Origin of the sequence: Nodosilinea sp. E11 (genome assembly GCF_032813545.1) — a bacterium.
Classification (GTDB): domain Bacteria; phylum Cyanobacteriota; class Cyanobacteriia; order Phormidesmidales; family Phormidesmidaceae; genus Nodosilinea.
In genome coordinates this window covers 1-24,217 of sequence record NZ_CP136517.1, presented here as the reverse complement: position 1 = coordinate 24,217, position 24,217 = coordinate 1, and the positions used below count along the sequence as shown (strand labels likewise).

At 52.3% G+C, this 24,217-nt stretch carries 20 protein-coding genes and 5 pseudogenes; 12 read left to right on the top strand and 13 right to left on the bottom strand.

The annotated features are described in order from the left end of the window. The first annotated feature begins 250 nt into the window (after window positions 1-250). A pseudogene (locus tag RRF56_RS02530) lies at window positions 251-1,282 on the top strand (PDDEXK nuclease domain-containing protein). A gap of 730 nt (window positions 1,283-2,012) precedes the next feature. Here RRF56_RS02530 and RRF56_RS02525 read toward each other — a convergent pair. From RRF56_RS02525 to RRF56_RS02495, 7 genes and pseudogenes are all read right to left on the bottom strand, one after another. Next, window positions 2,013-3,002 carry a chemotaxis protein CheB gene (locus RRF56_RS02525; protein ID WP_317033812.1) on the bottom strand — a complete coding sequence of 330 codons (990 nt, stop codon included), beginning with the start codon at window positions 3,000-3,002 and terminating at the stop codon, window positions 2,013-2,015. Window positions 3,003-3,041: 39 nt separating this feature from the next. After that, window positions 3,042-6,776 (bottom strand): CheR family methyltransferase, encoded by a 3,735-nt coding sequence (locus RRF56_RS02520; protein ID WP_317033811.1) that lies wholly within the window; start codon window positions 6,774-6,776, stop codon window positions 3,042-3,044. A 492-nt stretch (window positions 6,777-7,268) separates the two neighbouring features. After that, on the bottom strand, window positions 7,269-10,766 hold the full coding sequence (locus tag RRF56_RS02515) for a DUF3854 domain-containing protein (protein WP_317033810.1): 3,498 nt from the start codon (window positions 10,764-10,766) through the stop codon (window positions 7,269-7,271). Between the two features lie 398 nt (window positions 10,767-11,164). Continuing rightward, window positions 11,165-11,767 carry a hypothetical protein gene (locus RRF56_RS02510; RefSeq protein ID WP_317033809.1) on the bottom strand — a complete coding sequence of 201 codons (603 nt, stop codon included), beginning with the start codon at window positions 11,765-11,767 and terminating at the stop codon, window positions 11,165-11,167. Next, window positions 11,764-12,255 carry a hypothetical protein gene (locus RRF56_RS02505; protein ID WP_317033829.1) on the bottom strand — a complete coding sequence of 164 codons (492 nt, stop codon included), beginning with the start codon at window positions 12,253-12,255 and terminating at the stop codon, window positions 11,764-11,766. Before RRF56_RS02505 ends, RRF56_RS02510 begins: the two co-directional genes overlap by 4 nt. After that, entirely contained in the window at window positions 12,252-12,431 is a 180-nt protein-coding gene (locus tag RRF56_RS02500; RefSeq protein WP_317033828.1) for a ribbon-helix-helix domain-containing protein, read from the bottom strand. The genes RRF56_RS02505 and RRF56_RS02500 overlap by 4 nt, the downstream gene beginning before the upstream one ends. Window positions 12,432-12,598: 167 nt before the next feature. Then, window positions 12,599-12,736: pseudogene (locus RRF56_RS02495) on the bottom strand (tetratricopeptide repeat protein); the annotation flags it as partial. A 33-nt stretch (window positions 12,737-12,769) separates the two neighbouring features. On the opposite strand from RRF56_RS02495, the gene RRF56_RS02490 reads away from it, so the two are divergent. The 8 genes and pseudogenes from RRF56_RS02490 (at window position 12,770) to RRF56_RS02455 (ending at window position 18,947) form a co-directional block, all read left to right on the top strand. After that, the gene (locus tag RRF56_RS02490) at window positions 12,770-13,117 is read left to right on the top strand and encodes a GGDEF domain-containing protein (protein WP_317033827.1); all 348 of its coding nucleotides are present in this window, start codon (window positions 12,770-12,772) and stop codon (window positions 13,115-13,117) included. 425 nt (window positions 13,118-13,542) lie between these two features. Further along, entirely contained in the window at window positions 13,543-14,064 is a 522-nt protein-coding gene (locus RRF56_RS02485; RefSeq protein WP_317033826.1) for a hypothetical protein, read from the top strand. A gap of 254 nt (window positions 14,065-14,318) precedes the next feature. Continuing rightward, window positions 14,319-14,813 (top strand): hypothetical protein, encoded by a 495-nt coding sequence (locus RRF56_RS02480; RefSeq protein WP_317033825.1) that lies wholly within the window; start codon window positions 14,319-14,321, stop codon window positions 14,811-14,813. Window positions 14,814-14,849: 36 nt separating this feature from the next. Continuing rightward, window positions 14,850-15,230, top strand: coding sequence for a hypothetical protein (locus tag RRF56_RS02475; protein WP_317033824.1), 381 nt, complete (start codon window positions 14,850-14,852; stop codon window positions 15,228-15,230). Window positions 15,231-15,677: 447 nt separating this feature from the next. Continuing rightward, on the top strand, window positions 15,678-16,604 hold the full coding sequence (locus RRF56_RS02470; protein ID WP_317033823.1) for a hypothetical protein: 927 nt from the start codon (window positions 15,678-15,680) through the stop codon (window positions 16,602-16,604). Between the two features lie 146 nt (window positions 16,605-16,750). After that, window positions 16,751-16,921, top strand: a pseudogene (locus RRF56_RS02465) (IS1 family transposase); the annotation flags it as partial. 312 nt (window positions 16,922-17,233) lie between these two features. Further along, window positions 17,234-17,773: a site-specific integrase gene (locus RRF56_RS02460; RefSeq protein ID WP_317033822.1), complete on the top strand. Its 540-nt coding sequence runs from the start codon at window positions 17,234-17,236 to the stop codon at window positions 17,771-17,773. Between the two features lie 346 nt (window positions 17,774-18,119). Next, on the top strand, window positions 18,120-18,947 hold the full coding sequence (locus tag RRF56_RS02455) for an SPFH domain-containing protein (RefSeq protein WP_317033821.1): 828 nt from the start codon (window positions 18,120-18,122) through the stop codon (window positions 18,945-18,947). Between the two features lie 89 nt (window positions 18,948-19,036). Here the strand turns inward: RRF56_RS02455 and RRF56_RS02450 are convergent. The 4 genes and pseudogenes from RRF56_RS02450 to RRF56_RS02435 form a co-directional block, all read right to left on the bottom strand. Further along, window positions 19,037-19,222: pseudogene (locus tag RRF56_RS02450) on the bottom strand (type I restriction-modification system subunit M N-terminal domain-containing protein); the annotation flags it as partial. A gap of 216 nt (window positions 19,223-19,438) precedes the next feature. Next, entirely contained in the window at window positions 19,439-20,302 is an 864-nt protein-coding gene (locus tag RRF56_RS02445) for a glycine zipper domain-containing protein (RefSeq protein WP_317033820.1), read from the bottom strand. 247 nt (window positions 20,303-20,549) lie between these two features. Then, window positions 20,550-20,984 (bottom strand): annotated as a pseudogene (locus RRF56_RS02440) (type I restriction-modification enzyme R subunit C-terminal domain-containing protein); the annotation flags it as partial. Next, window positions 20,878-21,183, bottom strand: a complete 306-nt coding sequence (locus RRF56_RS02435) for a hypothetical protein (protein ID WP_317033818.1) — start codon at window positions 21,181-21,183, stop codon at window positions 20,878-20,880. The gene RRF56_RS02435 and the pseudogene RRF56_RS02440, both read right to left, overlap by 107 nt. Between RRF56_RS02435 and RRF56_RS02430 the strand changes: the two genes are divergently transcribed. From RRF56_RS02430 to RRF56_RS02420, 3 genes are all read left to right on the top strand, one after another. Continuing rightward, a complete protein-coding gene (locus RRF56_RS02430) occupies window positions 21,184-21,387 on the top strand; it encodes a hypothetical protein (protein WP_317033817.1) in 204 nt (67 codons plus the stop codon). A gap of 338 nt (window positions 21,388-21,725) precedes the next feature. Then, the gene (locus tag RRF56_RS02425) at window positions 21,726-21,950 is read left to right on the top strand and encodes a hypothetical protein (protein ID WP_317033816.1); all 225 of its coding nucleotides are present in this window, start codon (window positions 21,726-21,728) and stop codon (window positions 21,948-21,950) included. 59 nt (window positions 21,951-22,009) lie between these two features. Continuing rightward, on the top strand, window positions 22,010-22,390 hold the full coding sequence (locus RRF56_RS02420; protein ID WP_317033815.1) for a single-stranded DNA-binding protein: 381 nt from the start codon (window positions 22,010-22,012) through the stop codon (window positions 22,388-22,390). Window positions 22,391-22,628: 238 nt separating this feature from the next. On the opposite strand, the gene RRF56_RS02415 is transcribed toward RRF56_RS02420, so the two are convergent. Then, window positions 22,629-22,958, bottom strand: a complete 330-nt coding sequence (locus RRF56_RS02415) for a hypothetical protein (RefSeq protein WP_317033814.1) — start codon at window positions 22,956-22,958, stop codon at window positions 22,629-22,631. A gap of 202 nt (window positions 22,959-23,160) precedes the next feature. Further along, window positions 23,161-23,925, bottom strand: coding sequence for a ParA family protein (locus RRF56_RS02410; protein WP_317033813.1), 765 nt, complete (start codon window positions 23,923-23,925; stop codon window positions 23,161-23,163). Window positions 23,926-24,217: the final 292 nt, after the last annotated feature.

Below are 24,217 nucleotides of genomic sequence, written 5' to 3'. Positions count from 1 at the left end.
GGTTTCACACTGGCCACCCTTGCCAGTTCGGTAGCCACCCCACCTGCGCAGCAATACCCACTCGCCAAACAGGTTCTGGCGTAAAGCGCACCAATAAAAGCGATCGCCCCGCTGCCAGAACAGTTCCTGCTCTTGGTCTGGGTCATAGCTTGGCTGGGTCATAGCTCCCACGCTACCGATCAACAAAGTCCTATGGCTCGCTGCCGTCTTAGCCCGATAATAAGGTGCCTGCAAGCCAAGGAAAAGTCTCGTGCCACAAGACAATTCCCTATTCCCTACCGATAATTATGACGTCTTTTTCAAAGACCTCAAAACGCGCATCCGTCGGGCGCAGGTAAAAGCGGCTCTTGCCGTCAACCAAGAGTTGATCGTCCTGTACTGGCAGATTGGGCGTGAAATCCTCGCCCAACAGCGGCAGGAAGGATGGGGGCAAAGGTTATTGACCGCCTCGCCAAAGACCTGAAGCGGGAATTTCCCGATATGCAGGGTTTTTCACCACGCAACCTCAAATACATGCGGGCTTTTGCCGAAGCTTACCCAGATCAGGCAATTGTGCAGGAGGTGCTTGCACAAATTCCCTGGCACCACAATCAGGCTCTCTTGGATAAGCTGAAAGCCCCAGATGAACGGCTCTGGTATGCTCAATGCACGCTTGAGAATGGTTGGAGTCGAAATATTCTGGTCATGCAGATAGAATCTAACCTGTTCCAGCGCCAAGGCGCTGCCGTAACCAATTTTGAGCGCACCCTGCCACCAGCACAGTCTGATCTCGCCCGACAGCTGATCAAAGACCCTACAACTTTGACTTTCTCAATCTGACCTCCGCCACCCAAAGCGCGAGCTAGAAAAGGCTCTGGTCGAACGCATTAGGGATTTTCTGCTGGAGCTGGAGGTAGGGTTTGCTTTCGTCGGGAGTCAGTATCGATTGGAGGTCTCGGGCAACGAGTACTTCATGGACATGCTGTTCTACCACCTCAAGCTGCAGTGCTACGTGGTCATTGACCTGAAGGTAACGGAGTTTCGCCCTGAGTACACCGGCAAGATGAACTTCTACGTCGCGGCGGTGGACGACCTGCTGCGCCACCCCGATGACCAGCCCACCATCGGCATTGTGCTGTGTAAATCGAAGAACAAGACGATCGCAGAATACGCCCTGCGTAACCTTAGCACTCCGATCGCCGTCACTACCCACAGCTTGCCAGACCAGCTCAAAGCCAACTTACCCACCATCGAGCAGCTGGAAATGGAGCTAGATGCCGTAGTGAATGAGCTGTCGGAATAGTCTCATTTACAATCAAGCAGCCAGCGCAAAATCCCCCTAAATTCTGACGGCAGAATCTAGGAGGATTGTTAATTAGAATTCAAACAGACTTTTGAGGTGGAATAATCTGTTTACGACGCTCTACCGCCGACTTGAGAGATTTCCTCAAATAGGTATCGCTATACAGAGATGTCTCGATACCTTAATTTAGGGTATTGATCCCTAGATATCTATCACAGAGCTCTCTAAGCTTTAGGGGAGGAAATATCAACAGCTAAGTGGAGTACCGTTGATTTTGACAAAATAGATCCAGACGTTAACGAGATAAAGACCTCCAATTTAACGGGGACTGAACTATTTGAAAGCGAGGGAAGTTCTTTTCTCCTCTTGTTACTAGATTACTCCTGATAACAGGTAGTTTATCGGGTTGATACCAAAGTTTATCTTTCGGTTAACCACTACTCTCTATTATCCTTATGCAAGTTTCTTGGCGATCCATCTGGATCCATATTTCCAGAAAACCAATCCAGCGCCCACTCCACCCGCTGCCATAACCATGCAATAGCTCTCAGTATCAGACAATCATTGCCGTCATTTTTCTCAATTCGAATCACCCTGAAAGCATTGCCGGATAAAAGCTACAGGTACTCAGTCCCCTCAATTTGAATCACCCTCCAAGCATTTCTAAAGTTTGTTCCCATTGGATCCCTCTGGTAGAAGGAGGCTGAAACTCAGAATCTTGCTCATGGCCCTATTCAGTTTCTCCCTGATCGTGAGTGTCTTCGTAAGTAGTTTTTAACATGGCGCGAATCCGATCAATGTGAACCTGCGAGTCTTGAACTCGCTGTAAGACTGAAGAAGAAGACTTGCCTTGACTCTGGCCCATGGTGGCAATCAAGTTCTGGCGCTCCTCAAACATTCGTAGGGCAACCCATAGCGTTTCTTCAATCTTGGCCGTTTGCTGGGCTAGCAGCACTGCCGAAGTAAAAGCATGGCCCGTATGACAGCGGTACCGCAAAAAATCATCGCCTTCTGTTATTTGCCACAATACCCCGCCACAGTCGGGGCAGTTAAATGGTACCTGCTCGCCGAGCGCCTCGACCGACGGCAAATCGCTCAAAACGCGCTGGGCAATTTCTGCCTCAATTACGATGTCCTTTGGCGGCTGCTTACGAGTGGGTAGTTTTCTACGCAACAGATCCGATAGCAGCATTCCCATTTCGGCGATGGGCAAGCAGTAATCAGCACCCACATTGGCGATAACCGACTGCGGCATGTCTGGATAGGCCGCATCCAAGGGATCTTGGACGATGCAAACACCGCCGCAACGTTTGATGGCCATCATGCCACTGGTGCCATCATCCAGGTATCCAGTCAGAATGATGCCGATGACGCGATTGCCATAGGCTACCGCTGCGGAGCGAAATAAGGGATCAATGGCCGGTCGGTAACGATTTTCGCGGGCACCTTTGGTGACCAGAATTTTTCCTTCTACAAGCAAAATATGTTGATCGGAGGGTGCCAAATAAATATGACCGCTTTGGAAGGGTTGCTCGTCATAGGCATGTTCACAGGTCAACCCGCCACTCTGATTTAAAGCTGCAACCAGGCTGTCTCCAGTGGTATCTGCACCCATGTGGTTGACAATAAAAATGGCAGCCGGGAAATCTTTGGGAAACTGCGCGGTCAGTTGCGTCAAAGCCTGCATCCCTCCAGCAGACGCGCCCACCACAATGATCATGGGATGTTTGCTCTGATTCATGGCCACCTATTTCTCCAGTTACATAGAATCGCTACGGACTGACATGATTGCTCTAACTAGGTCCTCTGGGTCCACAGGTTTCGCAAGATGGCACTGGAATCCGGCAGCGATCGCCCGTTGTCGATCGGCCTCATCTACATAAGCCGTCAGCGCGATGGCTGGAATTTGCCCGCCGACGTCTGCACTCAGCGATCGCACTTGTTGAATCAACCAATAGCCGTCTTGCTCGGGCATGCCAATATCGCAAATTAGCACGTTGTACCGATTGGGGTTGTCATTTAGAGCCGCTAGGGCTTCTCTGGCAGAGGCCACAGTTAGCACATTAGCCCCATAACTTTCCAGTACAAAATTGAATAGCTCAAGCGTATCAACGGCGTCATCAACGGCCAAAATTTGCAGACCGTCTAAAAACGCAACCGGATCGCTCGAACACTCTAATGCGGGTGACTCTAACTCACTGGATGGTGGCGCCTCGCTCAGCGGCAACCTGACAATGAACGTCGCGCCTTGTCCTTCACCGGGGCTGCTGGCTTCCATGGTGCCGCCGTGCAGCTCTACCAGGTGCTGGGCGATCGCGAGCCCTAGGCCCAGACCGGGCTTCCCTTTGATGCTGCTAGAATCGCCCTGACGGAAGCGCTCAAAAATATACGGCAATAGATCAGCGGCAATTCCCTGCCCGGTATCCGTAACTCGAATTTGAGCCTGCCCCTGCACCCGCTCTAGGGTGATTTCAATGCGTCCATTGGGCGAGGTAAATTTAATGGCGTTTGACAGCAAGTTCCAAAAGACTTGCTGCAATCGATCGGCATCGCCGACGACCCTTTCAGCATTTAACTGAGCCATGATGTCGATATTTCTGGCGTCGGCTGAGAGTTGAACAGTCTCGATCGCAGCCTGCACCACTGAGCGCAGATCAAGTGAAACTGGGCGAAGATTGAGTCTGCCACTAACAATCCGAGAGGTATCTAAAATATCTTCAATCAGTTGAGATTGCACCCTGGCATTGCGCTCAATCGTCTCTAAAGCACGGGCAACAGTCGCTTCATTGAGGGTGCGCGCGCGGAGCTGCTGTGCCCAGCCAAGTATGGCGTTTAGAGGGTTACGGAGTTCGTGGGAGAGGTTTGAGAGAAACTCATCTTTGGCTAGGTTGGCCGTTTCTGCCTGCTGACGGGCAACCTCTAAGATAGCAGCATGACATTTGAGCGCGTCAATGTCGAGAAAGACTACGGTCACTCCGTCAATTTGGTTTTCTGTCGTGCGATAGGGCCGAATCCGCAGGGAATACCAGTGGCCTGCCTGGGTTTGAATTTCCTCTTCTTTGGTGTTGAGTGTCTCCAGCACCTCTAACGCCATAGACTCTAGGCGAGAAACATCAAAATCAGTGCGAAGATCGCTAAATGGTCGTCCGATATCACTAGGAATGAAGTTAAATAGGCACTGCGCTGTGGGGGTAAGACGGCGGATTCTTAGCTCGTTGGTGAGCATCAAAATCGGCACACTGATGCTGTCAACAAAGTTGTTGAGGTCGCTATTATCTCGGTTTTGTTGCCGGTTGCGGCTGCGCAGTTCGTCGTTAGTGGTGGCGAGTTCTTCGTTAGTGGCTTGAATCTCTTCTTTGGCCGTTTGAAGTTCTTCGTTGGTGCTTTGTAACTCCTCGTTACTCGATAAAATTTCTTCATTGGCCACGCGCAGATTTTGGTTGAGATAGCTGTGTTCCTGAATGACCGCCTGCAAATGCGCCTGGGCCGAAAGTTCTCGCTGGGTCGCGGCGGCCAGAGCTTGACGAAGCTGTAATATTTCACGCTCTAGGTCTTCCGGTTCCTGACGTTTAGCCGATGCCGCTGAGGAGGGGGGGACCGGCAGAAAAACCGCTTCAAAGATCACCAAAAAATAAACTGTAGATGCGATGGTCGGCTGAAATGGAATCACGTCTAGATTGAGACGAGCTGAGCCCTCACCAGATTCCATCTGAATCTGTTCTTGCCGAACCGCAACATTTTGAGTTTGAGCCTGGTAAATGGCGGTGCGAAGGGGAAGTGTTAACCCTTCTCGGGCCATCATCATCACGTTTAGGTCAGTGGTGCCGGTGGGCAGTTTCAGATAGGGATCGGTGTCCCCGCGCAGGTGAAGAATCTGCATTTGGTCATTGATAATCACCAATACTGGAGCGTAGCGAGCGGCGATTAGCTGATCAACTTCTCGCACTAAATCAAAATTATTGGCAATGGTTTCAATAACTCGTTGCTGGCTCTCACCACCGACAACGGGGTAAGCCCTGGTTGTGAATGAAAACAGGGGACGAGTCAAGGTCAGCTTGCGAGAATAAATTTTAGCGGCCTCATGAACCGACGAAAACAGGTCTGAGGCAGTCTTGACACTTTCGGACGTGCCCAATATGAGAAAGCCATTGGGATCAAGACTGTAATGAAATAGAGCGATGATGCGCTCTTGCAACGCATTTGATAAATAAATTAGCACGTTGCGACAGCTAATTAGGTCAAGGTTAGAGAACGGCGGATCGCTGCCCAAATTGTGCTGTGCAAAAACACAGAGTTCACGGATAGCACTGCTAATTTGGTATCTTCCATCTGCCAGCGGCAAGAAAAAGCGGCTGAGCCGTTCGGGCGAGACCCCGTCTACTTGGCTTTCTAAGTAAACACCTGCCCTAGCTTTGGCGATCGCAGCAGCGCTGATGTCGGTAGCAAAGATCTGAATCGGCGGCATGGTGGCGCGATCGCTAAAAAACTCTAGCAAGCAAATGGCGATCGAGTAAACTTCTTCACCCGTCGAGCACCCCGCCACCCAGATTCGAATCGGAGTGTCTGCGGTTTTGTTTTGGCTAATGGTCGGAAAAACCTGTGCTTTTAGCTGCTCGAAGGCATCTGGGTCACGGAAGAAACTCGTGACGTGGATCAAAATTTCTTCATACAGGGCTTGAACTTCAGCCGGGTGCTCTTGCAGGTGCCGAGCATAGTCCTCCAAAGTTTCGAGCTTATACAACAGCATCCGGCGCTGCATGCGGCGATCGATCGTCGCCGATTTGTAAAGCGTGAAGTCAACGCCTGTCGTCGTTCGCAGCAGCGCAAAAATGGTCTTTAAAGCATCGCCCGCCGTAGGCATCTCCTTCACGGTTTGAAGCGGTTCCGAGGTAGCCAGCAGGGGGCTGCGGCTGATATTGACCAGTTCTGCGGCAATGGCCTGGGGCGGCAGCACAAAATCAACGTATCCGGTGGCCACGGCCGTATTCGGCATACTGTCAAATTTTGCGGTCGCTTCGCACTGGGCAAACGTTACGCCGCCCGCCACTTTAATGGCTTTTAACCCCTGTGAGCCGTCGCCATCCATGCCCGATAGCACAACCGCGATCGCCTTGTTTCCCAAATTTGCGGCTAAAGATTCAAAAAATACATCTCCCGGCATGTACTTACCCTGGACTTTCTGGCGCGCAGCCAAACGAAAGTTCCCATCGACCAACGTCATCTGAGTATTGGGCGGAATCACATAGATCTGGTTGGGTTCGACTGCCATCTGATCTTGTACCTGACCCACCGGCATTGTGGTTACTCTGCCTAAGATCTCTGACAGCAGGCTCTCATGGTCAGGAGATAAATGTTGAATCAGCACAAATGCCATGCCCGTATCGATCGGCAAGTGACAGATCAAATCTGTGAATGCCTCTAGCCCCCCCGCAGAAGCGGCTATCCCCACAACCGGAAACAGAGCATTGGTTTCAACTGAAGAATTTAGATTCACGGGGTCAGAATCAGCGGCTTTAGGCAAATTTTCCTGGGGGGGGAAGTCATTAACGCTACAGATACTACTGAATTCGGAGCTAAGGATTCTCTGCAAAATCAGTAAACCGCATCTTTATGTATAGACACTGTTTTATCTAGGCTTACAGCTTACAGCGCAAACCGTTTTAACACATCAACCTTCTGACAATTCTTATGCACTAAACAGTCTGCTGTTCTTTCTCTAGCCAACAACTCTGCAATATTATCCCTATCGCCGTGGGGCTATGGCTAAGTAGGGGGCTGATCTTGCCTAGGCCGTAGCCTCGCCTGGGCAGGTTGGTGGCAAAGCTACGCCTAAAACTGTGAAGGATCACCTCATCAGAGGTGTCTGTTGAGTGGAAAGTTTGTATTTTATGCTACTAGGCGGTTCTGGAGCCGTGACTCAGGCGTTAGGTACACGTGCCCCACCGAGATCGCAATGGGCACCGCCCGCGCCGGTGCTGCTGGGTGGTTAAGCTGCCGTGCCCAACGCCAACCGCCAGAGGTTGGGGTAAAGGGGCTTGATTGTCTGCCGCAGCTGGTGGAGTGCTTCGGCCCCTGACTCTTGGGCCAAATGAACCAGGGCGCTAATGTCTTGAATTGAGGCTTGTAAATCAGGGGTGTCCAGAACTTCAGTAAGAGATCTGATCTCTACTGAAGTTCTGGACAGACCATATTTTTCAAGGACTTGGGCCGCGATCGCATCCCAGGCAGGCGTTAAATCCCCGACCCGCTGCTTTAGCACCTGGTCGAGGGCGTCAAACACCTCAGAGTCGGTCTCAATCCGTTTGTGCTGACGCTGGAGGGAGTGAACGCGATCGCCGTTGTCAGCCAGCTTGCCCGCAAGTTTGGCTTCAATGTCGACGGCCTTGACGAGGCGGTATTGAAGGCCACGAGTATCATCGCCAGTGGTTATCTTCCTGTTGCAAACCCCATCCAGGCCCACCATCTGCAAAAGCTTGTGGAAGCATCTGATCAGTGGGGTTTTGCTAGTGAACTGTAGTCCGTGGATTCGTTGATGGCTGGAAGAGGCAGATGCTAGAGAAATAGCATTCTCTCTGGCCCATGCCGCCGCCTGGGCGACGACAACGTCTTTATTTGTCCAATCCGTAAGCTGCTCCTTGATGACGCTGTAGAGCCCTGGAGCGTCCTTGAGCAGTTGAGCGATGGCAAACTCCCGCGCGGTACAAGGGAGATCAGCGGTGTCGTGCTGCCCTGCCCGTGCGATCGCGTTGAGGGCATGTTGGCGGGCAAGCTCAGCCCACAGGGAAGGCTGCTCATGGGCGATGCAAACCAGCGATCGCACCCGAAGCTCAAATAGCCCAGTGGTGCCGGAGTCGATGACCCAAGACTCTATCCATTCAGGATTGTTGAGCCCAGGGTAATCGCCTAGCTTTTGCTGAAGTTCCCACTTATGGTGCTTGGTGGCTTCAATGGCCCCAGCGGGTTCGTCACCGGCTTGCTTTTTGCCTTTGGCCCTAGCGAGGGTGCGACCCTTTTGGGCGATTAAATTCTGAGTCGCCTCATAAAAGGTTTGTGACCAGGTTTCAGCCGCTTGGGGGTCATGGACTATTTCTGTGACCGCCCAGCCGTTGCTCTCCCATTCCATGCGAAGAAACTCAACTTTGAAATAGGTCTCTTGAGCCTGGATGGCTAAAAATTCTGGTAGTTCTAGCCAATCGTCTGCCGAGGCCTGGCCCAGGCGGGAGGCAATCTCCATGCAGCCCATTTGTTGAGCCAGGTTGATGGCATCAGTGTTTGGGTCACCAGCCAGCAGCGATCGCCAGTAGTCAGGGGTGAACACGGCTGGGTGAGGCATCGTTGCCAGCCCACGAGAGGCTATATAAACATTGCGGCGCTTGATCTTTTCGCCGCGAATTGCGTCTCGGTTGCGCTCCCCTCTCTGGCTGATGCTGGAGGCTGTCTCAAAAGCCCGCGCATATTCAAACTGCTGATCGAAGTACGTGCCCTCGATGGAGACACCCGAGTTAAAGACAGGAGACGTTGGCAGCCAGGCCAAGTCATGCTTTGGCGCAAAGGTGGTGGGGTTTTTAGCGAACTCTGTCCTAACCCGGTGGGGAGTATATTTACCGTCAATGGGTTGCCCCTTCAGATCAGGGTGAAGGCCGCGCAGCACCCGGTGAATAGTTCTGGCTTTGCCCTCACTGCCAGAGGGGATGATAACGGTTTGGCCATGGCTAACAGCGTTTTCTATGCCTGCAAACCAGGTGTAGAAAGCATTGTTGGCCTTTGGATTTGATTCCCGAGCTGTGCCATCCCAAGCTTCCCCAACGCCCGCCTGGTCGAGGTAAAGGGCTATTTCCATCTCAGTTTTGGGTCGGTGCCGCCGCAGAACCACTACTTGGGTGGGGTCAAAGTTCCCCCAGCGTTGTGTGGCGGCAATCGTGGGTCGGTAGATGCCGTCTTGAGCCAAGACGACGACATCTGCACTACCTAGCAGCTCCTTAACGGCCTGCCGCGCTAATTCAGGGTGATTCCCCAGTTCTCCTGATTCAACCCGAGGGATACACTCGTTTGCTTCGTCGAAGGCGACCACGTTGGCCGATATTGATCGAAGCTTATGGGCCGACTCAGGACAGGCTGTCACCCAGACGACAGCGGGCCTATTGTCTGGCGGGAGCGCTAGATATTGGTCAATCGTGAGGATGTCGAGCTCGTAGGCTAGGTTGGCGGCTAGCACCCGAGTGGGGGAAAACAAAACCCCGCACCACCGCCGCAGGTGTCCCTCTTCAACGATTGAGCGCAGCCCTACTGACGTTTTTCGAGTCATCTTGGAGCCGTCGAGGACGATTAACTGGCGATCGCCCTCAGCGGGGAGGGTGAGTCGTGGAAAGTGGCCCACCTCCACTGTGCCCGAGAGCCGTGCCCTGTCCCTAAATACTTTGGCAATCGCCATTCGATCAGCGTCCTCCGGCAGGCCCACCAGGGTAGCCACCTGGCCCAGCCAGGCTTGGCGCTCGTTCTCCCGCTTTTGCCTTGCCCAGGCCCGCTGCCTGGTCCGCTCATGCTGGGCTGAAGGCTTGGCTTGGTCTATGAGCTGCTCAAAAGCCTCTGCCCCTTGAGCCGCGATAAAATCGTCAATCCCTTTGCCTAGAGAGCCATCCCACAGCACTAACCGGACGTCACACCCTGCTGTTGTGAGCAGGCCAGCAAAGACAGCACGGCCTTGTTCAACGTCGTGCCGTGTCTCAGGCTTTTCGTCCTGGTCAAAGGCTATATAGGCGTGTCGGCCCGGCTGGATGAATCGCTGCACCTCAGGCATCAAGCGAGGGGCGATCTTGGTCTTTAAAATAGGGTCGTGAGCTTGATACGCTCGAAACCCGTAGAACCCGATCGCCGCGTAACCTTGGGAGAGTGCGGCTAAAACCTTCTTCCCGCCTTCGGTAAACAGGATGTCAATCTCGGGGTTTGCGGTAACCCAATCCCAAAAACCAGAGACTACCGTATCCTCTCCACCCAGCCCCACCAGGGCAGCTAGGCTGACTTCAGCAGGGCATTCCACCCCGTAACGAGTGGCAACGTGCTGCCATACCCCAGCGGTTACCGGCGGTAGGTAAGGTGTGCTGCCAGCGCCGAGAGGGGTCTCATACTTCCGCAAGACCGTGTGCTCAGGGTGGAGCCGTAGCAGCCCGCTGACTTCTGATTTTTCGACCGGTCGCCCTAGGGCCTGGCTGAGGCGCTGCGCTGATTTTTGGCGGTTAACCTGTGGGTTTTCAGGTTTTGCTTGCCACAGTTCGCCCAACTCTTGCCGGAAGCACGCTAGCTCGCGGAACGAATGAGGCCGCTGTGTTTCCCAAAATCGGCTGACGGTATAGCCCAGTTCTTCGTTGGGTTCCCAGCGGCCAGAATCCTCGATAAAGGAGACAGCAGCTTTGTAGAGGGTGGGTGCGATCGCAGATTCGACGATGCACTCATGCTCAATGCGTTGCTTGAACGTAAGGTTACTCACAGCGCCACCTCCCCAGTTTGGGCGGCGGCGACAAAGCCTTCAGAGGGGTATGGCGACTCGATACTAAGCCATCGCTTAGCGTGGTTCGCTGGGGTGGGAGATATTGGTAATGCGATCGTACGTAAAAACATCGGAAAACCTACGGATTACCCCGGCTGAAGCGTTGCCGGGCATGACAAAACAGGCACACTATTGCGCCGCTGATTTTCATCAGCTATCCTGTAGGGGAATTTGATTTAGACAAACGAATCCCGTCACGTCCCCATGGCGTGTTCTGGTTGGAGCAAAGACGACGCGATTACCTTGGCCGGGTTGCGTCGTTTCGCTTTTTAAAGGGTTCGCTCAGGCAGACTTACATAAAAATCACCTCCTGGAATGGGGCTAGTTTACAAGATCTCTCAAGAAGGTGGAAATCCTGGCGGTTGTCCAGGCTGACCGCCCAGTTCCTGCACCTGGTCGCGCAGCACTTGGTTTTCAGCCCTCAGGCGCTCGTTATCTTCTATCAACACGTCTGGGAGCGCATAAGCTTCTCCTAAGACTGCCAGGTCTGCCTCGGTTTGCTGGAGCCGCTGAGCGAGCAGGGCATTGCGATCGCTCTCGCTACGTTCCACACCAAAGGCAGCATCAAAATGGCGTTCTAACGACTCCAACCCTAGCGCTGCCAGTAGTTGGTAGGCGCGCTGGCCCCCCCGGCTGCACTGATAGAGCCAGAACGCCCAAACCACGTCTAGGGGAACGGCGTTGATCCGCGTGCCCCCGGTGGTCTGCTGGGCTGATTCAACTTCGATTGACTCAAAACTTTGATCCGTGCTTTCCCTGCCCCGTAAGGCTTTGAATGCCTTTGAGCGCAAAAAATTTGATGCGTTCTGTGGGGTCGTGCCGATGCACTCAGCAATCTGGGCCTGACTCATTCGATAGGAGCCATCAGGCATCTGGAAACCATCGACCGACAGCGGACCGATCGCAACTGTGGCGCGTTTGGCTTTGTCTCCGGTGGTCATCCGGCCACCCGCTGCCACAGCCGAGCTATCTCAGCTAGCAGCACCTGAATATTTTGGGTGAATGCCCGGTGCTCTTCAGAATTGGCGGCGATCGCCTGGTCAAATCGCTGATGGTCTGCCCTGGCATCTTGCAGGAAAACCTCAAAGTGCTGGCTATGCTCTGCATTGAGCTGGTCAGAGCGCTCTATTGCTGCCTGCTGCTGTCGGCCCAGGTCGGCAATCATTTGCACCGTGTCGGTAATAGCCTCTTCCATGCGCCGGTTGGTATTGGCCGCCGTGGAGCTGCTGACCGCTTCGGCCTCAGCTATACCGTCCTCAATGCGCCTGCCCCATGCCTCAATGGCGCGGGCGTTGCTGTCGGTAATAGCGCGGGTTTCTTGCAAGCCAGCGGCGTTGCTCTCTACTAGTTGTCGGGTTTCCACTAGCTGTCGAGCATTTTTGGCCAGGATGGCTTCGATACGGTCTAGGCGATCGCTGCTGTAGGTCATTTGCCATCTTCTACTGTTGCAGCCGCAGGAATAGACCCAGCCTCTTCGGCCTCTCTAACTGCTTTCTCTATCAGGAAGTTACACAGATTAGCAACGGGTCGCCCTTCAGCCTTAGCCCATCGCTCCAGTTTTTCATGAATCGTGTCTGGCATCGTCAGCCCGACGCGCTTGCTCATTGATTTATCACCAATTATTTTTCACCTTTAGTGTACGAGCAAGCTGCGAAACCGAACCAAACTGAACACTATAGTAACTTATCAGTTTAATAAAGTAACTTATTTGTGTTTTCTGTGTAGCCACTGGTGGAACGCAGCCGGAACAGCGAGCTCAGTAGGGCTTGTTAGTAGAAGGATTCGGCCTCCCCATAGCGCCCCTGGGATTTGTAGAGCCCTGCCGGGTTATTGAGGTTGGCGGCGACATCGGGATGGGCCTCGCCCAAGAGCTGCTTACTCATCGCCAACGCCTCTAGGAAAAGGGGTTCAACGATACCCATGGCCACGATGCTGGGGACTATGTGCTCCAAACGCTTGGCAAGGTTCTGCGTGACACTATCCGGGAGTCTGATGTGGCCTGCCGCTATGGTGGCGAAGAACTGACCCTGGTATTTCCAGAAACAACTCTGGAGGCCGCTGTAGCTCGGGCAGAAGACCTGCGGCAGACGATTAAAGGGTTGACCATTCACTACAATGGAACGCTGCTAGAGGGACTTTCCGCCTCTTTTGGGGTAGCTGTTTTTCCTGGCCATGGCACTATACCTACAGAACTTTTACGAGTTGCTGAGAGTGCCCTCCATCAGGCTAAGCATCAGGGACGTAATCAAGTCGTACCCGCGCTGATTCAACGGCGTGCTGACAACACTTAGTCAACTATCGAGTTGTCGTCATTCGCCACGTTCAGTGTCGTCTATAGTAAGACAAGCCTTTCAGGCATTCATCACCTCTTTAAAGACCAGTGATCTGGTTTTCTTACCTTCAATAGCGCTTGACCATCAAACCGTTCGCAATCTTTTCTTATTTCTACAACAACGCCCTTCTTGGGCACGACAAAATAACTCCGTACAATTACATAATTTATTAAACCAAAAGGTCAGGAAATTCACTAGCAAGCTAATACTTAAAAAGCAGGTATTTACGGTCTATTTTTTCTTTTGTTTTAATGTCAAGCTAGGTTCAGAATAAAGAAACCCGATCAGGTTTTCACTATTGTTGATGAAATTTCTGCTCAAAAATCCAGAGTGAAGTTTACTGATCGGTGGTCTTCGTTGAACTTTTAGCATGAGGAAACTTCATGAAATTGTCTCAAACTTTATTTGCGATCGCTGCATTCGCTGGGTTATTTTCGGCTATCCAAACGCCTGCCCAAGCTGGTAGTGAACTTACCACCAGCTACTCTAATCAACTCCAGCTTGTAGTAAACCCGGCTGTTGCTTCAGTCGAAGCGAGAGGCGCCAATATCAGTATGTCAGGCTCTGGTCTGACAGCAGTGGTATTGCCTATCATCACGGTTGCTGGTGCGACGACTCCTGGCACAGCAGCTGTCGCTATTGATACGGGTGTGATTGGGGGTTTGACTGCTCAATCGTTTACCTATAGTCAGTCTGCCTACAGCGCAGATATAAAGGCAACTGGTACGACTCTGAGTAGCACTATCACAACACCAGCATTCGGGATTCAAAGTTTGACCAATGGCGGTATTGCGGGCACTCTAGCAGGTACTATCGATAACCAAAGTAATGGAACGGTCACGGCCGGTGGCGCTGGCACTGTCGGTGTCTTGACCCAGACAGGCAGTATGAGTGTCTTCCGTTAACCTATGATTTTTGCCATAATCAGCATTAGAGCTGATTATGGCTGTCTTCTTTTGAAAGCATTTTTCATAGCAGATCTGTTCAGAAAAAGCCTAAGTTTGGCAATCTTTATCTCTTGAACATATCTGCTATTTTTTCTTTTAGAAATTAGTATTTTCAGGCACTTATCTTGTCAATCAAAAACTTGGCTGACATTGGTTTTATTTAAATGTATACCTCTGTAGCGACCTATCCATCGTAATAATTAGGATTTGCAATGAAAGAATTACTTCTCATTTTGACCTTAGCAAGCTTAGTCACATTAGCCCCTGAAGCGCAAGCAGGTTTTACCCAGAGCCGTGCCACTCAGATTCAGTTAACTGTAGATGGGCCTTCCGGCAGCGCCGAGGCCTCTCGCCACCAAGGATTTGCCGTTTCAGGCAGCGGTCTTTCAGTTTCTGGTCCGCTGAATATTGGCGATAGTTTTAATAGCTCGGCCCAGTTTACAGTAGGAGCAGAGAAGGAAGCATTTAATTTTTCCCTCAGCACGTTTGAACGCGACTTAACAGCCCCCGTAGTTCTCAGCACAGAATCTGACTTAGTGTTACCGGCTTACTCTACGGTTTCCGTTACTAGTGGGGGTAATGCAGACGGGCTTTCGGGGAGTATCTCGCAGCGGGGAGATGGGCAGATTACTCCTGGTGGTCAGGGCACCAGTGCTACCTTGACGCAGAGCTACACCTTCAGCGTGTTCGAACATAATCGCCCCTAGCCTGGTTTTTTTATTGTTTATTAAGAGCCAGCAAAGATGCACTCATTACTAGCAACGTTCTTTTTAGCCACCGGCTCGATCGCGTTAATGGGCAATTTCCTCCCAACTCAAGCCCAGATGTTTGATTCCAGCATGGGCTACAGTCGCACTTCATCCTGTATCACCCAAAAGACCGCCTCTTCCACGACCGAAACCTATTACAACAACACCAGCGGATTTGCAGTGGCCGGAGAAAATGTGTCGGTTGTTGATCAAGGGGGCCAAATTACTCCTTCAGCGACCTTTGTGATTGCTCAACCAGCCGAGCAGTTCAGCTTGGGGGTAGATACCTTTACCCCTGGTATTGATCGATTAATTCATAGCAGCCAAGATACCACCATTGAGACGGTTACCCGCAGTTTTTCAGTTTTTCAGTAGGCAATTGCATCGCGTCACGACTGTCCCTTCGCACTGTTTACATCTGTTTAATTTTTACTTTAAAGCTATGTTTAAACCACAGACTATACTTTCCATCGCGTTGGCTGCCAGTAGCTTATGGAGCCTCCTGCCATGCCCAGTTCGAGCTCAGTCCATAGGCTTTACGGTAGGCTTTGCGACCCAAAGTTCGAATAGTATTTCCGTAACTAGTGAGGTGGATATTCGTACCAGTCAGGGATTTTTAATTGACGGTGAAAATGTGCAGCCCCTCAGTGATCCATCAGTGCTAGGGGCATCAACCCCGTTTGGAATTCGTGACCCAGATGCCCCCTTTAGCTTGATGCTTCAGGATCTGACCGGTACTCAGTCACGTACTGCTGAAATCCGCACTAATACGACTTCCCAGGGTGGATCAACATCCCTAAGTGTATTCGCCAGCTTTTAATTATGTTTACTCGCACTTCACTCCTCAAGGGACTATTCGTTATCGGGTTACTTAGCTTCGCCCCAGGAGCGATCGCTAATGAAACCGCTAACACGAATTGCTCAGGTGGTAGCTGTTTAGGAGGGCAAGAATCCCTCGAAACCAGCACCGCTGGCAGTTCGGCGCGAGCGACCTCTAGCAGTGCTGGTACTACGGTTAACCAGCAGCACAACACCCAATACAACAATGATGCATTTTATGGATTTGGTCCGGGCATCCAATGTCCAACGACGGGTTTAGGATTTTCTCTTTATGGAGGTTTAGGTAGCGGTAGCGGGGCTAGCAACTCAGTCTCTAGTAATTCTTATGGGGGTATGGTAACCCTCAATGTTCCTCTAGGCGGCAGGAATGCCGGTACCTGCTCCGAACTTGGGCTCGCTCAGTTAGAGGCGATGCAAGCTCGAGTAGAACGAGAATCTTTAGAGTCGGCAAAAATTCGCACCGATATCTATTTGGTAACCATTCAGCAGTGCATCAATATTTTACAAAATGCTACTCTCTCTGGACAATTTGCTGATGCCTGCCAAGGGGTCAATTTACACACGGCCCAAGTAAATATACCGCAACCCTCAGCTAGCTCCTATCCTCAAATTGCTCCTATTCAGAATCCAGTAGCACCTCAAAAACAGGGACCGTTTACCCAGGCCAATGAGCCCAACTCTGATTCTGGATACCTGGTAGCTATACCCTTTTCCTCTTCACAACCTGAGATGGTTCCGGCGTCTCATACACCTGCTCCGCTAGTTCCAACAACGCCAACGGCGCAAATTCCCCCAAGCACTACCCCATCATCTTCGCCTCCTAGCAACGGGGCAAACTTACCCATGATTGCGCTACCTACAGTTGGCAGCAGAAATAACTTACCCACCATCGCTGGTGGTAATCATTAGGAGATAAATCAATGAAACAAGAACTTAGCAAAGCATCCAGTTCACCAATTTCAAGTTCATTCCATCTAGCAGTTTTGGGGGCATTACTGCCTCTTTTGTTCCTATACTATGCGGCACTGGTTCGTTAACCGGTGAGAGTTAGAATACTGGCATTGCAACGAGCCTTAGATGCGCAGCGGATCATTCACAACTGGGTCAGACCGCATTGGGGGTTGAGGAAACGCACCACTCCGGCTATGGCGATAGGTCTCTACTCTAGACCCTTATCAACTCAGGAAATCCTTTGCATAAGAGCGTTTCGATGCATCTCCTCTTAACAGACCAGTGCCACTTTTAGTGTCAGCTGCCAGAGATTAAGAGGGCGAAGCAGGATCTCTCTTGATGTTTCAAATCAGAGATTGAGACTAGGCAAGTGGCGGGTGCCACGGTTGCAGCATCAAGGCATTTGGATCCAAAATCCGAGCAGCATCTAATTCTCAGCAAGAGGCTCTAATTCTCAATAAGCTCTCTTAGTTTTGCATGGATTCGCCGAAACCCTTGCTACTCCGATAAACTGTACTTGCTGAAATATCAAAAAGAGCAAGTTAAGATTTTCGAGGCCAGTTTGGATCCATTTTTAGGGTAGGCCAGTGCCGAAGCGCGATCGCCACGACCAGGCGGACGTTTGGTCGGCGGATCAGTTTGAGCAGGTGATGGGGGAGTTGAGCCCGAAAATGCGATCGCTCTTCTCCATTTGCTACTACACCGGCTGCCGGGTGAGTGAGGCTCGGCAGCTGCGGGCGGAGGATGTGGTGGGGGAGACGCTGGTGCTGCGCAAGGCAACGACGAAGACGAAGCGGACGCGAGCAGTACCGATTCATCCCAAGCTCAAGGCGGTACTGGCGGCGGCGGATTTGCCCAGCAGCGGGTATCTGTTTCCGGGGCGGAGTGGCGAGCAGCCGATTACGCGGCAGGCCTGTGATTTGGCGCTGCGCAAAGCGTGTGACCGCCTGGGCCTGCGTGGCTATAGTACCCACAGCAACCGGCGCACCTGGGCGACCCGGTTGGATAAGGCGGGGGTGCGGCTGAAGGCGATCCAAGACCTGGGCGGGTGGTCGTCGATGGCGGCGCTACAGCGCTACCTCGATGTGTCGGAGGAGGAGAAGGTAGAGGCGATCTCACATCTGTAGAGCCACTGGCTGCTTAATCAAGGTCTGTCCTCTGAATCAACGGAATCATGGTCGCGATCGCACGCGGAGCCATCAAGGAAATGAAGCGATCGAACACCTCAGGGAATACTTAGACCACCTAACCCCGAGGACAGGCTTGCACTGCTGACCATCCCACAAATCCAGAACCCTATTTAGCCATGATCCGGAAGACGCTCAGTGTCTTTTTCCCGCTAGCGATCGGGGGCATCTTGTTCCTAATGGCGAAAGAAGCTTTCAATGCTGACGTTCCTTTTGCCCTGCCAGCCTCAGTCATCCTGGGGCTGGCAGGCACAATCTCTATACTTTACGGTTTGGCAGAAATCAAATGAAGACCAAGACCCTTGTAACCTCGCTCGTTCTCTCTGCCACCCTGCTCGGCGGCTGCGCTACCGTCCCTCCCGGCAATGTTGGTGTAAAGGTCTACCAGGCAGGCGGCAAGCGTGGTCAGATGGAAACCTTGGCGGTGGGGCGCTACGGGGTCAACCCGGTGACTGAGGAGATCTACAACTTCCCCACCTACCGCCAGAACCTGGTTTGGGAACGCAGCGACAACCCTGAACAGAATGAGCAGATTACCCTCAACTCATCTGAGGGCGCTAGCTTCACGGCAGACGTGGCTATCTCCTACAGCTTTGCCCCCGACAAGGCTGAGCAAATCTTTTCTGAGTTTCGCCAGTCTCCTGAAATGATTGCGGATGTCTACGTCAGGCGTATGGTGCAGGACTCCTTCAACCGAGTCGGCTCCACCATGAAAGCAATCGAAATCTATGGAGAGCAGAAAAGCCTGTTCCTCGATACCGTCCTCAAAGAGATTCAGTCCGACCTAGATCCCCTCGGCTTCCAGGTCCACTCCATCAGCTTTGTCTCCCTTCGCCCAGACGCAGAGCTACAGGCGGCCATCAACTCTGTCATCACCGCCAAGCAGGAGGCTGAGCGGGCGCGACAGGAAGTAGAGAAGGCGAAGGCCAATGGTGAGGCAACGGTCGCCACCGCCCGCGCCCAGGCAGAAGCTAACCGCCTTCAGCAAGAGTCCATTTCCACCGAACTACTCCAGCAACGTGCCATCGAAAAGTGGAATGGGGTTCTCCCTCAGGTGACGGGCGAAACTGTCCCGTTTATCAACCTCCAGCAGCCCGCTCCGCCCGTCCAGTAGTCTGACCACACGATCGCTGGGCACTCTAACCGGCGATCGCTCTAGCTCGGTATACATCGCCCAATCAGCAGGCCATAAAGTCGGCAAAGTGCCCGTAGGTCAGCGGCATGCTCCCCTTCTGGCAGCTGGGTCTCTTCGGCCCCGGTCTCCTGCATCATTTTGAGAAACAGCAGGTAGGTCAGCTCGGTGACGTATTGCAGGTAGCTAATGCCGTCGTCGCGCAGCACATGGCACAGGCCCCACAGCTTTTGGACAATGTCAGAGGTAACGTTCATGCAGATAATAACGAGGAGTCCCTGTGATAGGTCTACCTCACGGACTAAGGACATATCCCGTACCTTGAAGATTCCATCAAGCTCCTCAGCGATAAACCAGGGTTCCCCTCCAACTGTCCGGAGTGGTGTACTAATTAAGTAATGAAAAAATACAAAAGATGGGGAGCACCCAAAGAGGTACTCCCCATCTTTATGGGTCACTGAGCATCAGAAGAACTAAAGCGTTCCTTGATTCTCATGGAGCTTTTTCTCAATCAGAGGATCTGTCCAAACCGCTGGCTTCGTATTCTTGTTAGAGGAGGATTCCTCTAGAGAATTCTTTGCCCCTAGAGTTGCACTATCGGCAACGCCTTGAGCTTTTAGAGATGTCTGAGCGATGGTGTTTTTGATCGCGGGTCTTACATCAGCATCAATTGTTCTTTTGGCAGAATCTGTGACCCCACGGACGTCTGCTTCATCAATTTTGCCTTTTACAGACTGGCTCACACCGCGAACATCTGCTTCATCAATTTTGCCTTTCACAGACTGGCTCACACCACGAACATCTGCTTCGTCAATTTTGCCTTTTACAGACTGGCTCACGCCACGAACATCTGCTTCATCAATTTTGCCTTGAATAGATTGACTAACACCTCGGACATCCGCTTCGTCGATCTTATGCTTTGCAGACTCAGCTAGTCCTTTGACATCGGTTTCGTCAATCTTGGCTTTAACGCTATCAAGGGTATCTTCAACCTGGTGGGTAACGCTTTCAGCTACCTCTTTAATTGAACCTGCCACATTTTCTACTTGGTGATCCATGCCTGTAGCGGCTTGATCACCAATGGCTGCACCTGCGATCGCGCCACCTATAGCGCCAATGGCTGCACCCATTTTACCGGCGACCATTTTGCCAACTGCTGCGCCTGCAACACTACCGCCGGTTGCGCCAACAGCTTTGGCTACGGTATGGGCACTGCTTTGATTTTTTTCAGCTTCCTCGGTCTGCTCGGCTTGGACAGAAGGAAAATCGGTGGTCTGGATCACAATCTTCTTATCAGGCGTTCCAGATGGATATTGGTTACGGCTCGTACTTGTCATAAAGCGGCTTCTCCTGAAAGATAACTTTTTTTTATTTCTATCTAAAGTGTATCCATCAAGACCAAGTGATACATCATCTCAAGGACTAGTCTTTCTAGAAGCTATGTCAGTCAATAGTTATAGGCTTTTCTATCGCTTCAATTCCATAAGGCTCAAGCAATCATCCACTGACAGTACTAACAGCTCTTGAGCTTGGCACAGCAAGGATTCCGACGGAATTAGGTCAGATAAACCTAAAATATTAAGACTAATAAGCTTTCTTAATGATTTTAGCAACTAGGACAGAACCATTGAGCTTGGCTAAGATGTTTTCTAGCTGGTTATTAAACATCTTGTCGATGCGCTTAAAGCCGCCCTGAGCCTTAAACTGTCCCTGGTCAAGGGCGGCTTTATCCACCACCGTTTCTTTCTTTAGCTGCTGGCCAATGCGCTCTAGCCACTGCCGCTGCGGTGCCGTCCAGGGCTCGCTGGCCAAAATCGTCTTCATAGCGCGATCGACCCGTTCCCCGTAGGGCACCAGCGCATCGCCCAGCGCCGCCTGCCGAATGTAGCCCACAATCGACGCCGCAATGTCTTCATTGGTGGCATCGCGCCAGGCCGATCGCAGCATCGTTTCCGAATAGCCCGCCCCATCCAGTGCGGCCCGCAGCTCCTTGAGCTGGGCACGAGTCAGCATCGTAGGTAAAAGGCTCAGCTTCGAGGCGATCGCTGGCAGCCTCTAAATCATTGACCAGCGAATCTACCAGCCCAGCGGGGCTATACCAGCTGCCGATCGCCCGCCGCAGGTTCTCGGGCCGTCGCAGGTCGCAGAACCAAATGCCGCTTTTGGTCTCTAGCTGATTGAGGTAGTCACGGCCATTGGTGGCAAAGACAAAGGGCACTTGATACTCGCCCCCCAGGCCACTGCGGAGGTCGAGTCACTACTGGCCGACGAGAGCTTCGCTGCGGCACTACAAGACTTTGCCGCCTCGCTGCCGATCTCAAGCGGCATTGGGCAGAACCAGATTGACGCTGCTATGCCTAGCCTAGAACCGCTGTTTGGCGACCTTAGCGCTTTGCCCGCAGGCATTGATCTAAGGTTCTAGGCTGACCCTCGCTTAACGCTTAAGCCTTTCGCTAGGCTAGTGCATGACCAGCCTGCCGAAAGACTTTTTTATCTTCAAAGCAGGAATAAGTGCCATTAAGATTAGGTATCAGCCTGGAACAGCTTTGGGGAGTCGCTGGTAAAGAGGTAACAAATACTGCCCCAAGACATAAAGAGCTACAACCCTTACACAGAAGGGATCACAGCCTTAGCCGCGCATATTTGCTCTTATGCGCGGCTAGAGCAAACCCGTCAGTATACTTGGGTTACAGTGGTTTTTATACTACTGCCCTTGGCTCAGTACCGAGGGCTTTTTGCTGCCTAGGTGCCCGCTACGGGTTGGCAGTCCATGACCTACAGGAGCTGCGGCAGGAGTGCAGCCATCGGGGTATTGCCTACAAAGCAGGAGGTCAAACCCTGATCGATGGCATCAACATTAAGGTAGCTAGCAGTGGTTACTACGGCTGGGGCGAACAAGCCAATATTGCTGCCCATGTTTCCACAAACCAAACTGGCCATGAGGTGGTAGATACCTGGCCCATTGCCCAACCAAGCGCTGCATAGACTGCCCTGGGGCTGGCCCTTGCTGGCCCCACCACCGCACATCTCACCTACCCACCACCATGACCGACAACACCGCCGACCTAGCCCGCGCATTGAAACAGATTGAAGTTGCCACTATGGCGATCGCCGCGAGTAACCCGCCCAACTGGAAACGCCCGCTATCGGCCTACAAGAATGAATGGGTGGCCGCCATCGGTGCGATCGAGGTCGCCAGCGATGCAGCTGGACCCACTGTCATCTGGTGGATGGGGCACCATTACACCCGCCGCAGTGGCAGTAACCCAAAGTTTGGGGCTGCGATTTGGTTTAGCCGCAGCGCAGGAAAGGGTGAGGATGGCGAAGCGGCGTATCTGAGGTTGATTACCTTCGCCGATGGACCACCGCCCGCAGCAGAGCCGCTGCCAGATTACGTGGTGAAGGCGCTCGATCGCAGTAAATAGCACTTCCACAGAAGCTCAGACATGCGCCGCAATCGAGTTGAACCTAATCACCCCATCAATATTGGCGCGGTATTCGGCGCAGGCAGCCGCAGCACGTTATCTGCCAGACCCATTCAGGTAGTTGTGACGGTCATGGTTGTCCTAGCCTCCAACGAGAAACGCCGTTGTAACTGCATTATCCCAAGTTCACTCCACAGCATGCTGGCACCCTGCGCCCAGATTTGTCCGACACCAGGTATCAGACGTCTCGGCCAAACTTGCTCATCATCGCCTCGGCCCGCTTACGGTTAGCCAGCTGCTGTCGGTGGTCATGCTTCTGGCTGGCGTTGTCTACCACCTGGGCCAAGGCCTCAGGGTTAGCCTCCATATACTCGTACATAGCTTCGATCAGCACTTCGCGGCTTAGCCCCTGGTGCCGACAAAAATTGTGCAGCCGTTGGATCAGGTCGGCGTCTAGGCGAAAGGTGCTGCGCTTTGTCGGTGGCTCGTCATCTAGAGGTCTAGGCGTCTGGATATCTATATGTCTAGATGTCTCTACTCCCCTCTCTCCATCAAGGGGTTCAGACATCTGGGTATCTATATGTCTAGACTCGCCTGCCGCCGGAAGCCCTTTCATATCAGTCTTTACTTCTATGTCCCTAGCTTCTATATGTCTAGACGTCTGTATGTCTTGATGTCTTGATGTCTGAATATCTTGGGGTCTTGAGGTTAGTGAAGCATCACGGGGGGCAACCTTGGGGCGCTGCCGCTGTTTGAGTCGGTCTAGGGCGTCACTCATGGGTAAGGGCCTCTACAATTTGCTCGAAGGGGTATTGCAGGTCGGGTTGCCCCAGATCGCTGAGTAACTTGCCCTGGCGAATAGCATTCTTAAACTTCTCTGACTCACGGATAGAGGACAAAATGGGAGTTTCTCCGGCGAACTCTTGCATGGCGGCGATGTTCTGCCGCCCTTCTAAGGTTTGGGTATTGCCCACCCAGCGATCGCGAAAAGGAATTATCCCCAATACCGACCCAGTGAACGCCTCTAGCTCAGCTTGCTCATTTAAAAAATCCAGCGTATCGACCAGGGAGTTTACCCCCTTAACATTGGCCTCTACCGGAATCAGCACATGGTCAGAGGCCCCAACAGCGGAGAGGCAGATCTGCGATCGCGATGGCTGCACATCGATCAGCACCACATCGAACATGTCGTGAATCTTGCGCAACCGCTGTTTCAAGATGAAGGCTCCTGCTCCGCTGCTGCTGAGAAAGTCGCTAACCTTGAACAGGCCGCGATCGGCAGGCATCACAAACAGGCTTTCGTACTGGGTGCTGTATATCCCATCCTCGACCTCGACCTGCTTGGTCAGCACCTCAAATAGGCTGGGCTCGTCGAGTTGCACTTCGTGGCCCAGGTAAAAGGTCAGGTTCGCCTGGGGGTCGGCATCTACCGCTAGCACCTTTTTACCCTGCCGTGCCAGCAGCAGCGCCGTAAAGAACACCGTGGTGGTCTTCCCCTGCCCCCCCGATAGAGAAATCGCTGAACAGATTTTCACAGGGCTAATCCCTCAACAGCGCCTTGAGCGTAGCGCCTCGCCTTCAAGACATCAATATGTCTATATGTCTAGACTTAAATATGTCTATATAGCCAGGTGTATTTAAGTCTAGACATATACAGTCAACCGCTGTGCCTTAAGGTTGGGTTGCCTGTAATCTCTATCGTGGCAAGGCTTCTACGACTTAGAGCCCAAAGACTTACTCTACCTAACCAACACATACCCCCGACTGCGACGGCGTTTGAGGACATTCTTTATCAGCCGCTTGCCTTCTTCAAAGTCAGCGCACAAG